We start from the raw sequence: 15,555 nt of genomic DNA on the forward strand, positions 1-15,555 counted from the left end.
TTCTGCTAAAGTTCGGTGCATGGCTTCCCCGAAGGTGCTGACGGGTGATCGCGCGGCGCGCAAGCGGGAGGCGATCATCACGGCGGCCCGGGCGGCGTTCGTCCGGGACGGGTTCGACGCCTCGGTGGATGCGATCGCGGCCGCGGCCGGCGTCTCCAAGGTGACCGTCTACAACCACTACGGCAACAAGGAAACGCTGTTCAAAGCGGTCGTCGGTGACGCCTTGGAAGGCGCGCTCGCCGAGGTGATCTCCGGGACCTCGCAACGTCTCGCCGAGTCCGGTGACCTCCGAGCCGCCTTGAAGTGGACCGCGACCGAATGGGTCGCCAGCATGACCGACCCCGATCTCGTCGCGCTACGACACCTGGTCACCAACGAGGTCCGGCGCTTCCCCGAGCTGGGCGCCGCCTGGCGCGAGCACGGCCCCGACCGCGCCGCCCCTGCCCTGGCCGCCGCCTTCGATCGCCTGATCGCGGACGACCGCCTCACCATGCCCGACGTCGACACCGCGATCATCCAGCTCTACGCGCTCGTCCTCTACCCCCACCTCGTCCACAGCACCTACGGCGCCACTGTCGACCCCCGGACCACCAAAAAGCTCATCGACAGCGGCATCGACATGTTCCTCCAGTACTACGCCTACCGGGACTAGTCGAGCGTCGCCCATTGGCGCTGGTGGATGGCGACGTCGGTGAACAGTTGCTTGAACTGGCGGTACTTGGTGTCGCCCAGGCGCTCGGCGTGACGCGACTCGAGCGCGGTGATGATCTCGCGGGCCGCGGACATCTGGGCCAGGCCGCGCTCGGTCGGACAGACCAGTTTCGCGCGGCGGTCGGTCGGGTCCGGGCGCCGCTCCAGGTAGCCGAGTGTCTCCAGCTCGTCGACCAGCGTCCCGATGATCTGTTTGTGCTGGCCGGAGCGCAGCGCCAGGTGGGTCGCTCGGATCCCTCGGGGAGCGAGATAGGCCAGGACCGCGCCGTGCCGGGGCCGGACGTCGTCGAAGCCCCGCTCGGCCAGCTTCGTGAACAGTTCGTCCTGGAAGGCGAACAGCAGAAGGCTGGACAGGACGCCCAGGTCGGGCTCGTCCGGTTCCGGATGGGTCGCCATGACGCTCCTGCGGTAGTCATCAAGCCTGATAGTCGCGTTTCTTGACTATAGCCGATGAGCGACCTACGCTGGCCAAGTAGTCAAGATTCGTGACAATCAAAGGGCTTGATCATGAAGACCATTGCAGTGCTCGGTGCGACCGGAACCCAAGGTGGCGGTCTGGTGCGGGCGATCCTCGCCGACCCGGAGCGGGAGTTCGCGGTCCGGGCGGTGACCCGGGATCCGGGCGGCGCGAAGGCGCAGGAGCTGGCCGCGGCCGGCGCCGAGGTCGTGGCGGCCGACCTGGACGACGAGGGCAGCCTGCGCGCGGCGTTCGACGGGGTGTACGGCGCGTTCGTGGTGACCAACTTCTTCGCGCCGCGGAGCGAGGCCGAGATCGCGGCGCGGTCGGCGGCCGAGATGGAGCTGGAGCAGGCGGGGAACGCGGCCCGGGCGGCGCGCGACGCCGGCGTCCAGCACGTGATCTGGTCGACGCTGGAGGACACCCGGACATTCTTCGGGGACACCGACCGGGTGCCCAGCCTGGACGACGGCCGGTACAAGGTGCCGCACTTCGACGCCAAAGCCGAAGGCGACGAGCTGTTCCGGGCGGCCGGCGTACCGACGACTTTTCTGCGGACCACCTACTACTACGAGAACCTGATCGGTCCGCTCGGCCCGGTCCGCGACGCCGACGGCAAGCTTGTCGTCACGTTGCCGATGGGGGACAGTACGATCAACGCGATCGCCGTCGAGGACATTGGCCGGACCGCACTCGGTGTCTTCCGGCGCGGTCAGGAGTACGTTGGCCGGGTGATCTCGATCGCCGGTGATCAGCTCACCGGTCAGCAGCTGGTCGACGCGCTCAGCGACGCGTTCGGCGAGCCGGTGCGGTACGAGCCGCACAGCTGGGAAGCGTTCCGCAGCTTCGGCTTCCCGGGCGCGGACGAGTTCGCCAACATGTTCCAGTACTACGCGGAGAACGCCGAGGACTTCACCAAGGCGCGCGACCTCGAGGTCGTCCGGTCCCTCAACCCGCAGCTGCAGAGCTTCCGCGACTGGCTGCAGGTCCACCACGCCGACTTCACCCGCTGACATGGCACGCGATCACGCCGCCGCCTTCGAGCAGGCCTGGGACGATCCGCGGACGACCTCGGTGGAGCTGCCGCCGGTCGCGGTGAACGACGTGCTCCGCGATCGGTACGACGTACAGCCGCCGATCGCGTACACCGGCACGCACCTGTGGGATATGGAGGTCCGCAAGGCGGTGGCGCCGGACAGGTACATCCCGACGGTCGTCCGCCCGGGCAGCGTCGAGAAGTTTCCCAGCGTGCACACCGGCTCGCTCGAGGACTTCACGAGGGTGTCCGACCAGCGCCTGTGGGCCGATCCGGATCAGTACGCGACAGTGATCGAGCATGTTCACCTCGACTACCAGAACCGCCGGGTGTTCTTCTTCGGCGCGGAGTCCTTCGAAGCGCCCGACGGCCGGATCTTCACCGCCGGCACCGGACAGCCGATCTTCCATGTCGAGCACTCCGTCGGCGGGACGGAGGAGGCGCCGCTGAACCTGTGGCGCATCGTCCTGCTCACCGACCAGCCCGACCCGGCCTTGGCTGCAGCCTTCGAGCAGCTGGCGAACGACCACTATCTGCGGGTGTTCATCGAGGTTCATCTGCGCGAGGACCTCGGCCGCGAACTCACCCGTCGCTAATCCCCTCACCACGAAACGGAGACGCACCATGCCCACCATCAAGAGCACGACCGGCGCCGAGATCTTCTACAAGGACTGGGGGAGCGGGCAGCCGATCGTGTTCAGCCACGGCTGGCCGTTGTCGTCGGACGACTGGGACGCCCAGATGTTGTTCTTCGTCCAAAACGGTTACCGCGTGGTCGCCCACGACCGTCGCGGGCACGGCCGGTCGGAGCAGGTCACCGACGGTCACGACATGGACCACTACGCTGACGACCTCGCCTCGGTCACCGCGCATCTCGACCTGCAGGACGCTGTGCACGTCGGTCACTCGACCGGTGGCGGCGAGGTCGTCCGGTACCTCGCCCGGCACGGCGAGTCGCGGGTCGCGAAGGCGGTACTGATCTCTGCCGTACCGCCGTTGATGCTGCAGACCGACGCCAACCCCGGCGGCCTGCCGATCAGCGTCTTCGACGACTTCCGCGCTCAGCTCCTGGCGAACCGTTCGGAGTTCTACCTGAACGTTGCCTCGGGCCCCTTCTACGGCTTCAACCGGGACGGCGTCGAGACCCGCGAAGCGCTGGTGCGCAACTGGTGGCGCCAAGGCATGGAGGGCGGTGCGCTGGCGCACTACGAGGGCATCAAGGTCTTCTCCGAGACCGACTTCACCGATGACCTGCAGAAGATCACCGTCCCGACCCTGGTCATGCACGGCGACGACGACCAGGTCGTCCCGTACGCCGACTCGGCGCCGCTGTCGGCGAAGCTGCTTCAGAACGGCACGCTGAAGACCTATGCCGGCTTCCCGCACGGTATGCCGACCAGCCAGGCCGACGTGATCAACGCCGACCTCCTGGAGTTCATCAGGTCCTGACGCGGCTGCCGGCCTTCTCGGCCAGGTAGTCGTCCCAGGTGTGTTTGCCGATCGTGGCGCCGACGAGAGTGAGGTTCTCGGCGCCACGGTAGGCGCGACCGACCTTGCCGGGCAGGCGGATCGGCAGGTGCGGGCGGCGCTTGCCTTGCGTCCGGAGGTAGCCGTCGACCAGCTCGCGCAGTGTGTAGACGGTCGGCCCAGCCAAGTCCGGTACGGCGCCGGCGGGCTCACCCAAGGCCAGTTCGGCAATGCGATCGGCAACGTCGCGCTCGTCGACCGGCTGAAACCGCAGCCCGCCCGGCGCGGGCACTACGGGCATGCCGCCCAGCTTCTGCGCCAGCATGTACATGAGGCTGTTGAACTGAGCCGCCCGCAGGATGGTCCACGGCACACCCGACTCGCGAACCGCCTGCTCCGCGCCGAGCTTCTCCCGGAAGTACCCGATCGGCATCTTGTCCGCGCCGATCACCGAGATGTGCACGAGGTGCCGCACCCCGGCGGCCGCTGCTGCCCGGACCAGATTAGTCGCGGCGAGCGCGTCGCCCTTGGCGCCACCGGCCAGGTGCACCACGGTGTCGATCTCGGTCAGGTCCAGCCCGTCCGCCTTCAACAGGTCGCCTTGCACGTGCTCGACGCCGTCAGCGTTGACGCCTCCACGCCGGCTCAGCACTCGAACGTCGTACCCGGCCGCCGTCAGCTGCGGAACCACCAGCTTGCCGAGCGTTCCTGTCCCACCGGTCACCAGAATCGTCATCACAACTCCTCAGCGCATCGTCTCTTGCTCTCCTGACGGATCCACTGGGAAATGTGTGACAGGTTCACTGTTTGGCGCGGGCTCGGTGGGCCTTGAGGTTCGCGGGGTTGCCGCAGGTGGCGAGTGAGTGCCAGACGCGGGAGTTGTTCTTCGAGCGGTCGTAGAAGGCGGCGACGCAGCGCGGGTTGCGGCAGGTTTTCAGGCGTCGCCAGGTGTCGAGCAGCTGCGCTTCGTAGATCCCCGCGAGCACTGCCGCGATGATCTGCTGCGCCCCCTTGCCGGCCGAGGTCAGCTCGACCGCCGCGTCGCTGCTCAGCTCCAGCCCGACCTCGACGACCCAGCGCTGGGAGGGTTCGCCCGATCCCGAAACCAGGTGCTGGAGATCGGTGCGGAAGGTCCGCAGCCTCTGGAGATCTGGCTCGGTCAGTGGCGCACCGGCCCACTCGCCGGCGAGCTGTGGATCGGTGAGCAGGTCGTCATGTCCGGCGAGGCCGACAGTGTTGAGCAGATCTTGGGCTCGACCAAGCCGGCCCGGAGCGGCGTCGAGCGCGTAGCGGTCGGTGGCGCTCATCGCGAGAACAGCGACAGGCCGCCGTACCAGAGTGGGCTTCGGTTGAGCCGGGTCGGATGGCGTTCGATCATCCGGTCGTAGAACTCCTCGGCGGTCGCGGTCTCGGCGCGGATCTCCATCACGTCCTGAAGGTACTGCCTGGTCTGCTCGAGGACGATCGGGTCGTCCGGCAGATCACGATTCTTGTGTCCGGCAACGACCGCGGTCGGCTCCAGCGTCGCCACCTTGTCGAGCGCCTCGATCCAGGCCTCGAATCCACCGTCCACTCCTTCGACGATGTACTGGTGAATCCCGTTGTAGGCGACGTCTCCGGCCACTACCAGCCCGATCGACGGCACGTGCAGCACGGTCGTCTGATCGGTGTCCGTGTGACCGGTCTCGATCGGCTGTAGCAGCTCGCCCTCCAGTGCGATCCCTTCGGCCGGAACCGGTACGGCGATCACCGGGGTGGCCGGGATCTGACCGGGGAACAGCACGTCCCACAGCTGCTCACGGCCGACACCGGCCTGCTGATGCATCATCTCGATCGTGCCCGGAGTCGCGTAGACGGCGACGCCTGGGAATCGCTTGACCAGCTCGCCGGCCCCGAACCAGTGATCGCCGTGGCCGTGGGTCGAGTAGATCGCGACCAGCCGTTTGCCGGACTGCTCGACCCAGTCGCCGACCGCCTCGATGTGCTCCGTGAGGAACGGCGGGTCGACCAGGACCGCGTCCTGCTCGCCGAAGATCAAGGTGGTGGCGAGCGGGTTCCAGTAGAGCCGGTCGCCGTTGGGCAGCCGCTGCTCGCCGGCGCGCAGCGCGCTCGGACTCACGTGAACCTCGTACGACAAGCTCATGACGCCTCCTACGGTGTGACGCAATGAAAGAAGCATACACCGTTTACCTATTGCATCAAGTCAGCAGTTCCGCCAGGACGACGCCCGCCAGCAGGACGTACACCGCGGCTGCGAGGTAGTTCAGTACGGCGCCGGCCCGGCCCGAGCGCCGGAAACGCGCATGGAACGCGCCCGCCAGGACGCCGATGGTCCCGTAGAGCAGGACCTCCATCGCAACGTTGACGGCACCCAAGAGCGCCAGTTGCGCTCTCGGGTTCTCCGCGTCGCCCATGAACTGCGGAAGCACGGCGAGGAAGAACAGGATCACCTTCGGATTGCTCAGGCTGACTGTCACGCCTCGCAGATAAGGGTGCGCGGTCGGGACGGCGCCAGGCTCGTCGGCGTGGCGCCGTGCGTGGCGCAGCGTCACAAAGGCCAGCCACAGCAAGTACGCCGCTCCGAAGGCCTTCACCACCTGGAGCAGTTCGGGATGTGTGCGAGCGACTTCCGCGATCCCGACGACCACCGCGGCGGCATAGACGATCATGCCGGTCCCGATGCCGAGAATCGCTTGCACGGCGGACCGGCGGCCGCCTTCGAGTCCGACAGCGACGACGTACGCCATGTCCGGCCCGGGCGGGACGAGGAACAGCAGGATGACTGCGATGAATCCCGGCAGAGCTCCGATGTCGACCATGGTCACTCCTGTGAACCGGCCAGGCCGTTTCTAACAGGTTGATCGGTGCGACCTAGGCGTTGCGGCGGGCGAGGTGGACGGTGACCTCGGCGTCGACCTCCACGGTCTCGGGGAGGACCTCGAGGATCCGGCGGAAGACCTCGTCGCGATCGGCGGGCTCCAGCATCACGTACGCCGATACCGTCGAGAGTTGGCCGATGTAGTCGGTGGCGCTCAACGTCAACTGGCGTTCGATCACTGCCTGGCGTACATCGGTGAACCACTCGGTCTGCTGCAGCTCGGTACCCGGCCATTGCATCGGGCGATCCGCGGGTGTTCCGTCCGGCGATGGGACGCCGTCATCACCCAGGTACGGCGCCCGCGCCGCGCGCGCCGCCTCCGCGAGGGCGGGGTCGGCCAGCTGCACCGGTACGCCGAACGAAGCGAACACGCCACCCGGCCGGACGAGCGCTGACATCCGCTCCCACCGTCCTTCGGGGTTCGTCCAGTGCAGCGCCGCAGCCGAATACACCAGGTCGTACGACGTATCCAGCGGCAGGTCCTCGAACGCGGAGACCACCGGGGTGACGTTCGCCGGCAAGTCCTTGCGCAGCTCTCCAAGCATGGCTGCGTCGGGCTCGGTCGCGGTGACGGCGATGCCCCCCTGTGCGAACAAACGCGTGGCCTTGCCGGTCCCAGCCCCGATCTCCAGCGCGGTCCCGATCGGCGTACCGGCGTACTCGGTCACGAGCTCCAGCAGCTCCACCGGATACCCGAACCGGAACCGCTCGTAGGCCTCTGCCACTGTCCCGAAACTCAACGCACGCTCAACCATGCAAGCATCCTGGCAGGTACGCCGACCTTCGCGCCTGCCATTTTCACCGAGGTGAACACAAGGGTCTTGTCATCGTTCCGTTGACGTGTTACACCAGAAGTGCGTGTTGACACTTCGTGAATCGAGACTCAGGAGGTGCAGGACGATGTTGATGCGCACTGATCCGTTCCGGGAGTTCGACCGGATGGCGCAGCAGGTCTTCGGCAGTCAGACTCCGGGCACCTGGTCGCGGCCGACCTCGATGCCGCTGGACGCCTACCGGCAAGGTGACCGGTACGTCGTTTCGTTCGACCTGCCGGGGGTCACCGCGGACGCGATCGAGCTCGACGTCGAGCGCAATGTGCTGACGGTGAAGGCCGAACGGCGCCCGCTCGAGCTCGGCGAGGGCGTCGAAGTCCAGGTCTCCGAGCGTCCGCTCGGCGTGTTCTCCCGGCAGTTGTTCCTGGGGGACACCCTCGACGCGGACCGGATCGAGGCGAGCTACGACGCCGGTGTACTGACGCTGAGGATCCCGATCGCCGAGCGGGCCAAGCCGCGCAAGATCGCGATCGCGAGCGCGGACTCGGGTCAGAAGCAGATCGACGCGTAACAGCCGGCGCGATGAGCACCCAGCAACTCGACCAGACCGAGGCCTTCCTGGACCTCGTGCTGGCCGACGACGATCTGATGCGGGCCGAGTTCGACGCGCTGATCGGCGCCTGCTGGGAGGAGTCCTGCGAACCACCCGCCCCGCGGACCTGTCCATCTCCGTCCGCGGGAGCGTGGGGCGAGCGACCAGCTCGCCGGTGGCCCTGCCTTGTGGGCATTCGGCGCAACACTTTGCCCACAAGGCGTCCAAACGCTCGCCAGCGCGGCCCTCCGTCGTACTCGTGACTGCCTTTGGCCCGGTGATGCGGTCGTCTGCCGATCTACCTCGACCCCGGCGGACCGCCGCATCACCCCGGCCGCGACCCCGAAGCCCTGGTCAGTCGAACAGACTTGAGTTGCCGTCGACGCTGTCAGTGCGAGTCGGTACGTCGGGCAGTCGGTCCGCGGACCGCTTGACCCGCGCAATCGCCAGCAGGACAGGCATTCCGATCATCCCGAAGGCGATGAACAGGACCCCGAGCACCACATAACCCGGCTGCTGAACCAGCAGGACCCCGCAGGCCGTCGCAGCCGCGACAACAGCTCCCCAAGGTCCGATAGTCCATCGCCGAGCCGTCCCCGCCACCACGACCCAGCCGGACACCACGGCCGCTGCCACCGCGACGGTCGCCAGCGTCTCGCCCGCCGCGATCGCGGTCACGACCAACGCGACCACAAGCACGACAAACCCCAGCCACACGGGGATTCGAGGCGCCGGCCGGACGTCACGCAGTTCGCTCACGCCCGAACCCTACAACTCGCGCACCGTGGCTACCGGGACGGTCGTGTCGCCGACGCTCTATCGTTGGGCCGCATGAGCTACCCGCAGCAGCCGCAGCAGCCGCCTCAGTTCCAGCAGCAGCCTCAGTTCCAGCAGCAGCCCCAGCAGGCTCAGCCTCCGATGGGGATGCTGAACCTGACCATCCAGGGCAGCGTCATGACCAGCAGCTTCATCCCGCCGACCGTGCACCTGAACGGCTACCCGGTGCGGGTGAAGTACGGCCGGAACGACATCCCGGTCTTCGCCGGACCGCTGCACATCGACGTCCACTGCCAGTGGATGCGGACCTTCGGCCGCGCCGCCCTCGACTGCACCATCCAGCCGAACCAGGCGGTGCCGGTGTTCTACGCATCGCCGATGCACCAGTTCGCGAACGAGGGCAGCATCGGCCACAGCAAGGTGAAGCGTAAGGGCATGGGCTTCTTCATCGGCCTGATGGCCGTGATCGCTGTCGGGGTCATCCTGTCGATCGTGGGCGCGGTACTGAGCTAAGGGACGGAGTCCGCCTTCACCGCATTGCGCTCACCGAGCGGCTGAGGCGGACCCTTCGTGGTGTCCCGGACGGTCTGCTCCTCGCTCTCGGCGTTGATCTCCGCGCCGAGCAGCACGGCGTACACGGTCAGCCAGAGCCACAGCATCAGTACGACGACCGCCGCCAGGCTGCCGTAGGTCTTGGCGTAGTTGCCGAACGTCTCGACGTACAACGAGAACGCGGCCGACACGATCAGCCAGGTGACGGTCGCCACGGTCGCCCCGATCGACACCCACCGCAGCCGCGGTGCGTCCCGGTCGGGCGCCAGACGATACGTGATCGCCAGCGCAACGCTCATCAGCACCACGGCGAGCAGCACCCGCGCGACCTCCAAGGCGATCCGCACCGGCGTCGACACCTCGCCCGACCCGAACAGAGCCGGCCCCAGCGCCATCAATCCGGCCGCGAGTACGACGAACAGAATCGCTCCCAGAGTCAGCCCGAGCGCCAGCCCCTTGCGGCGAACGAACCCGCGTGTCTCCTCCTCGTCGTACGCGAGATTGACGGCCGTGATCAGGTAGCCGACGCCTCCGGAAGCGCTCCACAGCGCCGTCAGCAAGCTGATGATCAGCCCGATCCCCAGTGCCTGCTGCGGCGCAGACGTCAGCGCCCCAACCTGCTGCAGCAACAGCTCCCGTGCGGACCCCGGAAGCGCCGCCGCCAGCTCGTCGGCCTGCTGCCGGATCTGGTCCGGCTCAGCCACCAGCCCATACGTCAGCACCGCCGCGATCATCGCCGGGAACAGCGAAAGGAACCCGAAGAACGCCACCCCGGCCGCCAGCAACGGCACCTGGTCGGCCTTCGCCTCCGCCCAAGCCCGCTTCAGGATCTGCCGCCACCCAGCCGCCGGAATCTGCCCCGGCGCCTCCGCCTCACGCCCCGGTATGTCACCCATAGCGCCTGGTAACCGATCCAGAACCTTCAAAACCTCCGGCGCGTACCCGCGCCGATTTCTCCAAGACTCACACGTGCCGGCTCGCTCAGGGTGGAGACATGATTCTTGTGACCGGAGCAAGCGGGACCATCGGCAGCGAAGTACTACGGCAACTCCTCGCGGCGGGTCATCCCGTCCGCGCTCTGACCCGCGATCTCGCCAGACTTCCCGGTACGACGGCCGAGGTCGTTCAGGGAGATTTCGACGATCGTGACTCACTCGTTCGAGCGGTGGACGGTGTCGAAGCGGTCTTCCTGCTGACTGTCGCCCGGCCACCGAGCACGCGGCACGACGAGGCGCTGCTGGAGGTCGTCGGGGATGCCACCATCGTCAAGCTCTCGGGGATCGGCGCCGGCGAGGAGTTCGACGGCGGGACAGTCGGCTCCTGGAACCTGGCGGCCGAGCAGGTGGTCAAGGCGAGTGGCCGGAGGTGGACCATTCTGCGACCGTCGAGTTTCGCCACGAACGTGCTCGCCCCTGACGGGCAGCCCGTCATCAACCCGACCGGCGCCGCGCAGCAGGGCGTGATCGACCCGGCCGACATCGCTGCGGTCGCCGTCCAGGCGCTGACCCGGCCCGGCCATCACGGGCAGACCTATACGTTGACCGGGCCGGAATTGTTGTCCGTGCCGCAGCAAGTCACCCAGCTGAGCGAAGTACTGAAACGTGCCGTTCCTGTTGTCGATGTGGAACCGGCCGAGCTCGCGCGGCAGTTGACCGAGTACGGCGAAGATCCGGCGTCCGTCGAGGCGATGATCAGGGGAGTGCGCTTCGCGCGCGCCGGGCGGAACGCCGTACTGACCGATGACGTCGAGCGAGTTCTCGGTCGGCCCGCAGGGAGCTTCGCCGACTGGGCGGCCCGTCAGTTCGGCGTCTGACAGGCAGTTGCCGTCGGCATCTTTCCTTGGGTGAAGGCGGCCGGCGGCACGCCCATCAGAGCCTTGAACTCTGTGGTCAGGTGCGCCTGGTCGTAGTAACCGGCGTCGATGGCGATCTGCGCGAGCGGCCGCCGCTCGGCGCCGTCGATCACAGTCCGGACCCGACTGATCCTGGCGAACTGCTTCGGCGAGATCCCCAGCGTCGCGGCGAAGACGGACCGCAACTGCCGCTCGCCGATCTGCAGCCGCCTGGACACCTCGGCCACCCGCAGGCCGGTGGCCAGGAGAGCGGTCGCGCGGCGAACCAGCACAGTGCGGTCTGTGCTGGTCGCTGCCGTCAGCCCCGCGACCAGCGACAACGGGCCGTCGGCAATCAATCGGCGGGCGACCCGGTCCCCAGTCACCGCTGCCAACGGAACTGCTTGATCGACCAACTCGGCGCCCGCGGCGCCGAGCAGCCCGTGCGCCGCCTCCGGGTTGAGGCGCAGTTTGAGCCACGGCGGTCCCGGCTCGGCTGCGTGATAGACCGCTCGAGTCCGCGGACCCATCACCACCAGGGAGATTCCTGGCCGGAACGCGACCGTCACCGCGTGGTCGGGCGCGTCGAGAACGACCTGACCACGGTCCTGAACATGGCCCGTCACCATGCTCTCGATCGCCCGTCGCGCCTCGCCCGGCACGGGCACCGCGAGTTCGCGCTGGATGGTCACCTCACCAGCCTATTAGAGGCTGTGGAGGAGACCGCCGTCGCAGTGCACGGCTGTGCCGGTCATGTACGACGAGAGGTCGCTGCAGAGGAAGGCGGCGACGTCGGCGAATTCGTGGACGGCGCCGAAGCGGCGCAGCGGGACCTCGGCGGCTTCTTCGGCCTGGATCTCGGCGGCGGGCCGGCCGGTGCGGGCGGCCTTGGTGGCTTCGACGGCGTCGCGGCGGGCGGTGCGGAAGCCGCCGGCGAGCAGGAGGTTGACGGTGACGCCGTCGGGGGCGATCTGGGTCGCGAGGGTCTTGAGGTAGCCGGCGAGGGCCGGGCGGGCGAGGTTCGAGAGCGCGAGAGCGGGCAGCGGTTCGACGATGTTCGTGGCGGAGACGGCGAGGATTCGGCCCCAGCCGCGCTGTCGCATGCCGTCGAGCACCAGAGACACCAGCCGCTGTTGCGGCCGGATCACCGAGGCGACCGCCGTACCGATGTCTTCGGTCGTGATGTCCAGGGCGGCGGCAGGCTTCGGTCCTGGACCGTTGAGGACCAGGATGTCGACCGATCCGAAGGCGTCCGTCGCGGCTTGGACGAGCTGTTCGGGACCGCCGTCGATCATCATGTCCACGCCGACACCGATTGCCGATGGCAACTGTGCGGCGATCGACCTGGCCAGTTCCGCCCGGCGGCCGGTCACGACGACGTTCGCGCCTTCGGCGGCCAGCGCCCTGGCCACACCTTCACCCAACCCGGAAGTGGACGCGCACACCACCGCGGTCCGGCCGGCAATTTTCAGATCCATGGAACGTAGACAGGACAGCCCGCTGGATCGTGACAAGTCACAAGCCGGTGGTCTGGTTGGTCTTAGCTGGAGTCGTCTACTGAACGAGGAGTGATCTGTTTGTCCGAGATGCCGGACGGCTTCCGGAGTGCGTTCGCCGAGGTGAACGGGACCACGTTGCACTACGTCGTCGGCGGTCAGGGCGAACCGCTGGTGCTGTTGCCCGGCTGGCCGGTGACGTGGCGCGAGTTCCGCCACGTCATGCCGCTGCTGGCCCGGCGGTATCGGGTGATCGCGGTCGATCTGCGCGGGATGAATCTGTCCGCCAAGCCGCCCACCGGCTACGACAAGAAGACGATGGCCCGCGACGTCTTCGAGCTCGTCCGGCACCTGGGGTACTCGAGGGCCAACCTTGCCGGGCACGACATCGGCTCGATGGTCGCCTTCAGCTACGCGATCAACCACCCCGAGGCGATCACCAGACTCGCCATCATGGAGGTCGGCCACCCGGACGCCAGCCTCTACGACCTGAAACTCCTCCCGTACGACGGCGCCCCCAACCTCTGGTGGTTCCCGCTGAACCAGATCCGTGGCCTGCCGGAGCAGTTGCTGGCCGGCCGGATGAAGCTGGTCGTCGACCACGTCTTCGACACCCACCTCGTCGATCGGAGCAAGGTCGGCGACAGCGATCGGCTGGCCTACGCCGGTGCCTACGACAGCCCGGACGCCATCCGGGCCGGCAACGGCTGGTTCCAGACCTTCGAGCAGGACGTCGCGGACTTCACGACGTACGGCAAGCTGACCGTGCCCATGCTCGGTCTCGCCTCGCCGGCGAACTTCCCGGGAGCCCAGCGAACCTGGCCGCGGTTGGGCGCCGACGTCCGGCTCACGATGATCGAAGGCTCCGGCCACTTCCTCCCCGTCGAGCAGCCGGAGGCCGTGGCAGAGGCACTCACCGACTTCTTCGGCTGACCGTCCTCACGTGCGGTCGTCGGGCGGGATGTAGGTGAAGGTGGGTCCGGCGCCGGCCTGGAAGAGTGCCGTGGCCTGGGCCTTGAGACCGAACATGGTTCGGACGGCGTCCCGGAGCTGCGCCGGATCCCCGGTGAAGGCCTCCTGCAGGAGGTACAGGATCGTGCAGTAGGTGTTGTCGAAGGCAAGCTGTGCCTGACGAATCTCCGCCGTGCTGAGGTCGGACGTCGGGTGGACACCCGCGGGGTCGACGACGACCGGCTCACCGGTCGGGCCGGACGACGCCGTGTCGCCGCGCTGGTACCGCCTGCCGAGCTTGAGTTCCTCGAAGCGGTAGTAGTGGGCGACCTCGTCGCGGTCGGGATGCATGATGTCGTGGTCGCCGTCCCAGATCGCGCCGTGCGACGTACCTTCGCCCTGTTCGACGATCTCCTCGAGCGCGGCGAGCGCCGACGCGAGGTCGGTGACGACCGCGAGTTTGCCGTCGGTGTGATGGAAGGCCCCGAAGGTCACCTGGCGGGCCGGGTCGCCGGTGAAGACCTTCTCCGGCCCGAGGCTGTCGCACAGGAAGCGGAGCCCGTCCTCGATCGCGTCGTAGAACTGGCCGATTGTCTCGTAGTGATCGCTCTCCGCGGGTCCGGTCGGCGCCTCGGGCTTCTCCAGCGCGAGGAACATCTCAAGCGCCGCCGGCCCGAAGGGCAGCAGCGACAACGTGACGGACCCGTGCGGAAGCAGCCGCGGGTAGGCGGCGAGCAGTTCCGGGGTGTCGAGTCGAGGCTCACCGCCAACCGCGTTCAGCAGGTTGGCGGCGAGTGACAGGTGCACCATCTCCTCGACGAACACACTGCTCACGAGCTCGACCGCGTCCGGATTGCGCGCGGGGTCGAGGGAGTACAGGGCATACAGGTACGGCGGGATCGTCGCGTGCTCGAGCTCGATGGCCCACTGAAGATGGTCGCGGAGGCTCTCGACGGTGTCGATCCGCGTGGTGTCAGGTGCGTTCATACCTGCTAAGACCGGATGCCCCCGGCAGCTGTGACTAAGGATGGATGTAGAGGCCTTCGCCGAGGTCGAGGCGCATCGATTCGAGGATGACGAAGACGGTGCTGGTGATGAACACATCGGCCGCGCCAAGGACACCGGAGTACTTCTCGACCACCGGCGCGGCGGCCTGCGCGGACGCGGTGTCCAGGTAGCCCTTGACCGCTGCCCACGCGTTGTCGCCGTACCGGGCGTAGAAAGGCATCGGGTCGACGGTGGCCAGCGCGGTGCGGACATTCGCGACGATGTCGCCGAGGTACTCCTGGTGCACGGTCAGGTCGGCGCGGGTGCCGAGCCGGCCGAGGTGGCCGCCGATGAAGTGCTTCCAGGGGTAGTCGAGCGCCTTGTCCGGTGCGGTGAGTGAGCCGGGAACGTCGACGTTCACGTTGAAGGCGGCGAACGACGCCCACCCGGGGATCACCACGTCGATCAGCATCAGCGTCTCGTGGTCCGGCAGGTGGATGTAGATGTTGTCCGGCGTGTGGTTCGAACCCAGCCAGGCCAGGTCGATGCTCTCGCCGCCGACCTGCAGCTTGTGCCTGGTGTCGAAGGTGACATCGGGCGCGGGCCGAGCGGGGTCGTTGGCGCGGAGCAGCAGCCGCTTGGTCTCGGCGTGGCCGACCCGTACGACGTCCGGACCGAACAGCGACGATGCCCCGATGTGGTCGGCGTGGTGGTGCGAGTACACCAGATGCGTCACCTTGTTCGGTACGCCGTTCGCCGCGGCGATCTCGTCGATGGCGCGCTGCAGGTTGTGCCCGATGGTGGGCGGCGCGTCGAAGAGGACGACGCCGTCGGGAGTGGTCAGGAACGCCGCCTGGTACCCGCTGTCGGTCACCCAGTAGAGGTTCTTCTCCACCTGACCGACGAAGTAGCCATGCTCGTTGACGGCGGGGCCTGTTGCGGATTGCGGTACCGGAGCGTAGTCCGGCAGTTCGATAGTGGACATGGAGCCAGCGTCGTCACCAACCAGGTGAGAAGGCATCACCGGAATCAGGTGATTGGGCAACT

20 protein-coding genes are annotated in these 15,555 nt (G+C 67.7%); 8 read left to right on the forward strand and 12 right to left on the reverse strand.

The window, feature by feature from the left end; all coding sequences use genetic code 11:
• Window positions 1–19 precede the first annotated feature (19 nt).
• A complete protein-coding gene (locus ABZS29_RS11590; protein WP_355460921.1) occupies window positions 20–652 on the forward strand; it encodes a TetR/AcrR family transcriptional regulator in 633 nt (210 codons plus the stop codon).
• Here ABZS29_RS11590 and ABZS29_RS11595 read toward each other — a convergent pair.
• Window positions 649–1,107, reverse strand: coding sequence for a MarR family transcriptional regulator (locus ABZS29_RS11595; protein ID WP_355460923.1), 459 nt, complete (start codon window positions 1,105–1,107; stop codon window positions 649–651). The genes ABZS29_RS11590 and ABZS29_RS11595 overlap by 4 nt on opposite strands.
• Window positions 1,108–1,218: 111 nt before the next feature.
• Here ABZS29_RS11595 and ABZS29_RS11600 point away from each other — a divergent pair, with 111 nt between their 5' ends.
• Genes ABZS29_RS11600 through ABZS29_RS11610 form a run of 3 tightly spaced genes read left to right on the forward strand, consistent with a single transcriptional unit; the run spans window position 1,219 to window position 3,653 of the window.
• Complete coding sequence (locus ABZS29_RS11600; RefSeq protein WP_355460925.1) at window positions 1,219–2,181, forward strand: NmrA/HSCARG family protein; 963 nt, start codon at window positions 1,219–1,221, stop codon at window positions 2,179–2,181.
• A 1-nt stretch (window position 2,182) separates the two neighbouring features.
• Window positions 2,183–2,800: a hypothetical protein gene (locus ABZS29_RS11605; protein WP_355460927.1), complete on the forward strand. Its 618-nt coding sequence runs from the start codon at window positions 2,183–2,185 to the stop codon at window positions 2,798–2,800.
• Between the two features lie 28 nt (window positions 2,801–2,828).
• Window positions 2,829–3,653 (forward strand): alpha/beta hydrolase, encoded by an 825-nt coding sequence (locus tag ABZS29_RS11610; RefSeq protein WP_355460929.1) that lies wholly within the window; start codon window positions 2,829–2,831, stop codon window positions 3,651–3,653.
• Here the strand turns inward: ABZS29_RS11610 and ABZS29_RS11615 are convergent.
• The 5 genes from ABZS29_RS11615 to ABZS29_RS11635 all read right to left on the reverse strand — a co-directional run bounded on the left by ABZS29_RS11615 (window position 3,643) and on the right by ABZS29_RS11635 (window position 7,304).
• Entirely contained in the window at window positions 3,643–4,407 is a 765-nt protein-coding gene (locus ABZS29_RS11615; RefSeq protein ID WP_355460931.1) for an NAD(P)H-binding protein, read from the reverse strand. The genes ABZS29_RS11610 and ABZS29_RS11615 overlap by 11 nt on opposite strands.
• A 64-nt stretch (window positions 4,408–4,471) precedes the next feature.
• Entirely contained in the window at window positions 4,472–4,978 is a 507-nt protein-coding gene (locus ABZS29_RS11620; protein WP_355460933.1) for a CGNR zinc finger domain-containing protein, read from the reverse strand.
• On the reverse strand, window positions 4,975–5,814 hold the full coding sequence (locus ABZS29_RS11625) for an MBL fold metallo-hydrolase (RefSeq protein WP_355460935.1): 840 nt from the start codon (window positions 5,812–5,814) through the stop codon (window positions 4,975–4,977). Before ABZS29_RS11625 ends, ABZS29_RS11620 begins: the two co-directional genes overlap by 4 nt.
• Before the next feature lie 55 nt (window positions 5,815–5,869).
• A complete protein-coding gene (locus ABZS29_RS11630; protein WP_355460937.1) occupies window positions 5,870–6,490 on the reverse strand; it encodes a LysE family translocator in 621 nt (206 codons plus the stop codon).
• A gap of 52 nt (window positions 6,491–6,542) precedes the next feature.
• Window positions 6,543–7,304, reverse strand: a complete 762-nt coding sequence (locus ABZS29_RS11635) for a class I SAM-dependent methyltransferase (protein ID WP_355460939.1) — start codon at window positions 7,302–7,304, stop codon at window positions 6,543–6,545.
• 145 nt (window positions 7,305–7,449) lie between these two features.
• Here ABZS29_RS11635 and ABZS29_RS11640 point away from each other — a divergent pair, with 145 nt between their 5' ends.
• Window positions 7,450–7,893, forward strand: a complete 444-nt coding sequence (locus ABZS29_RS11640; protein ID WP_355460941.1) for an Hsp20/alpha crystallin family protein — start codon at window positions 7,450–7,452, stop codon at window positions 7,891–7,893.
• Window positions 7,894–8,268: 375 nt separating this feature from the next.
• Here ABZS29_RS11640 and ABZS29_RS11645 read toward each other — a convergent pair whose 3' ends face one another.
• On the reverse strand, window positions 8,269–8,673 hold the full coding sequence (locus ABZS29_RS11645) for a hypothetical protein (protein WP_355460943.1): 405 nt from the start codon (window positions 8,671–8,673) through the stop codon (window positions 8,269–8,271).
• Window positions 8,674–8,745: 72 nt separating this feature from the next.
• Here ABZS29_RS11645 and ABZS29_RS11650 point away from each other — a divergent pair, with 72 nt between their 5' ends.
• A complete protein-coding gene (locus ABZS29_RS11650) occupies window positions 8,746–9,204 on the forward strand; it encodes a hypothetical protein (RefSeq protein ID WP_355460945.1) in 459 nt (152 codons plus the stop codon).
• On the opposite strand, the gene ABZS29_RS11655 is transcribed toward ABZS29_RS11650, so the two are convergent.
• A complete protein-coding gene (locus tag ABZS29_RS11655) occupies window positions 9,201–10,139 on the reverse strand; it encodes a YihY/virulence factor BrkB family protein (protein ID WP_355460947.1) in 939 nt (312 codons plus the stop codon). The two genes, ABZS29_RS11650 and ABZS29_RS11655, sit on opposite strands and share 4 nt — an antisense overlap.
• A gap of 98 nt (window positions 10,140–10,237) precedes the next feature.
• On the opposite strand from ABZS29_RS11655, the gene ABZS29_RS11660 reads away from it, so the two are divergent.
• The gene (locus ABZS29_RS11660) at window positions 10,238–11,056 is read left to right on the forward strand and encodes an NAD(P)H-binding protein (protein ID WP_355460949.1); all 819 of its coding nucleotides are present in this window, start codon (window positions 10,238–10,240) and stop codon (window positions 11,054–11,056) included.
• On the opposite strand, the gene ABZS29_RS11665 is transcribed toward ABZS29_RS11660, so the two are convergent.
• Both ABZS29_RS11665 and ABZS29_RS11670 read right to left on the reverse strand, forming a co-directional pair.
• On the reverse strand, window positions 11,041–11,766 hold the full coding sequence (locus tag ABZS29_RS11665; protein WP_355460951.1) for an AraC family transcriptional regulator: 726 nt from the start codon (window positions 11,764–11,766) through the stop codon (window positions 11,041–11,043). The genes ABZS29_RS11660 and ABZS29_RS11665 overlap by 16 nt on opposite strands.
• A gap of 12 nt (window positions 11,767–11,778) precedes the next feature.
• Window positions 11,779–12,552, reverse strand: a complete 774-nt coding sequence (locus ABZS29_RS11670) for an SDR family oxidoreductase (RefSeq protein ID WP_355460952.1) — start codon at window positions 12,550–12,552, stop codon at window positions 11,779–11,781.
• 108 nt (window positions 12,553–12,660) lie between these two features.
• Between ABZS29_RS11670 and ABZS29_RS11675 the strand changes: the two genes are divergently transcribed.
• Window positions 12,661–13,503: an alpha/beta hydrolase gene (locus ABZS29_RS11675; protein ID WP_355463156.1), complete on the forward strand. Its 843-nt coding sequence runs from the start codon at window positions 12,661–12,663 to the stop codon at window positions 13,501–13,503.
• Between the two features lie 6 nt (window positions 13,504–13,509).
• Here ABZS29_RS11675 and ABZS29_RS11680 read toward each other — a convergent pair whose 3' ends face one another.
• Window positions 13,510–14,508 carry a ferritin-like protein gene (locus ABZS29_RS11680; RefSeq protein ID WP_355460954.1) on the reverse strand — a complete coding sequence of 333 codons (999 nt, stop codon included), beginning with the start codon at window positions 14,506–14,508 and terminating at the stop codon, window positions 13,510–13,512.
• A gap of 34 nt (window positions 14,509–14,542) precedes the next feature.
• Window positions 14,543–15,493, reverse strand: coding sequence for an MBL fold metallo-hydrolase (locus ABZS29_RS11685; protein WP_355460955.1), 951 nt, complete (start codon window positions 15,491–15,493; stop codon window positions 14,543–14,545).
• Window positions 15,494–15,555: the final 62 nt, after the last annotated feature.

The sequence above is a fragment of the Kribbella sp. NPDC005582 genome (assembly GCF_040605415.1).
In the GTDB taxonomy this organism is placed as follows: Bacteria; Actinomycetota; Actinomycetes; order Propionibacteriales; family Kribbellaceae; genus Kribbella.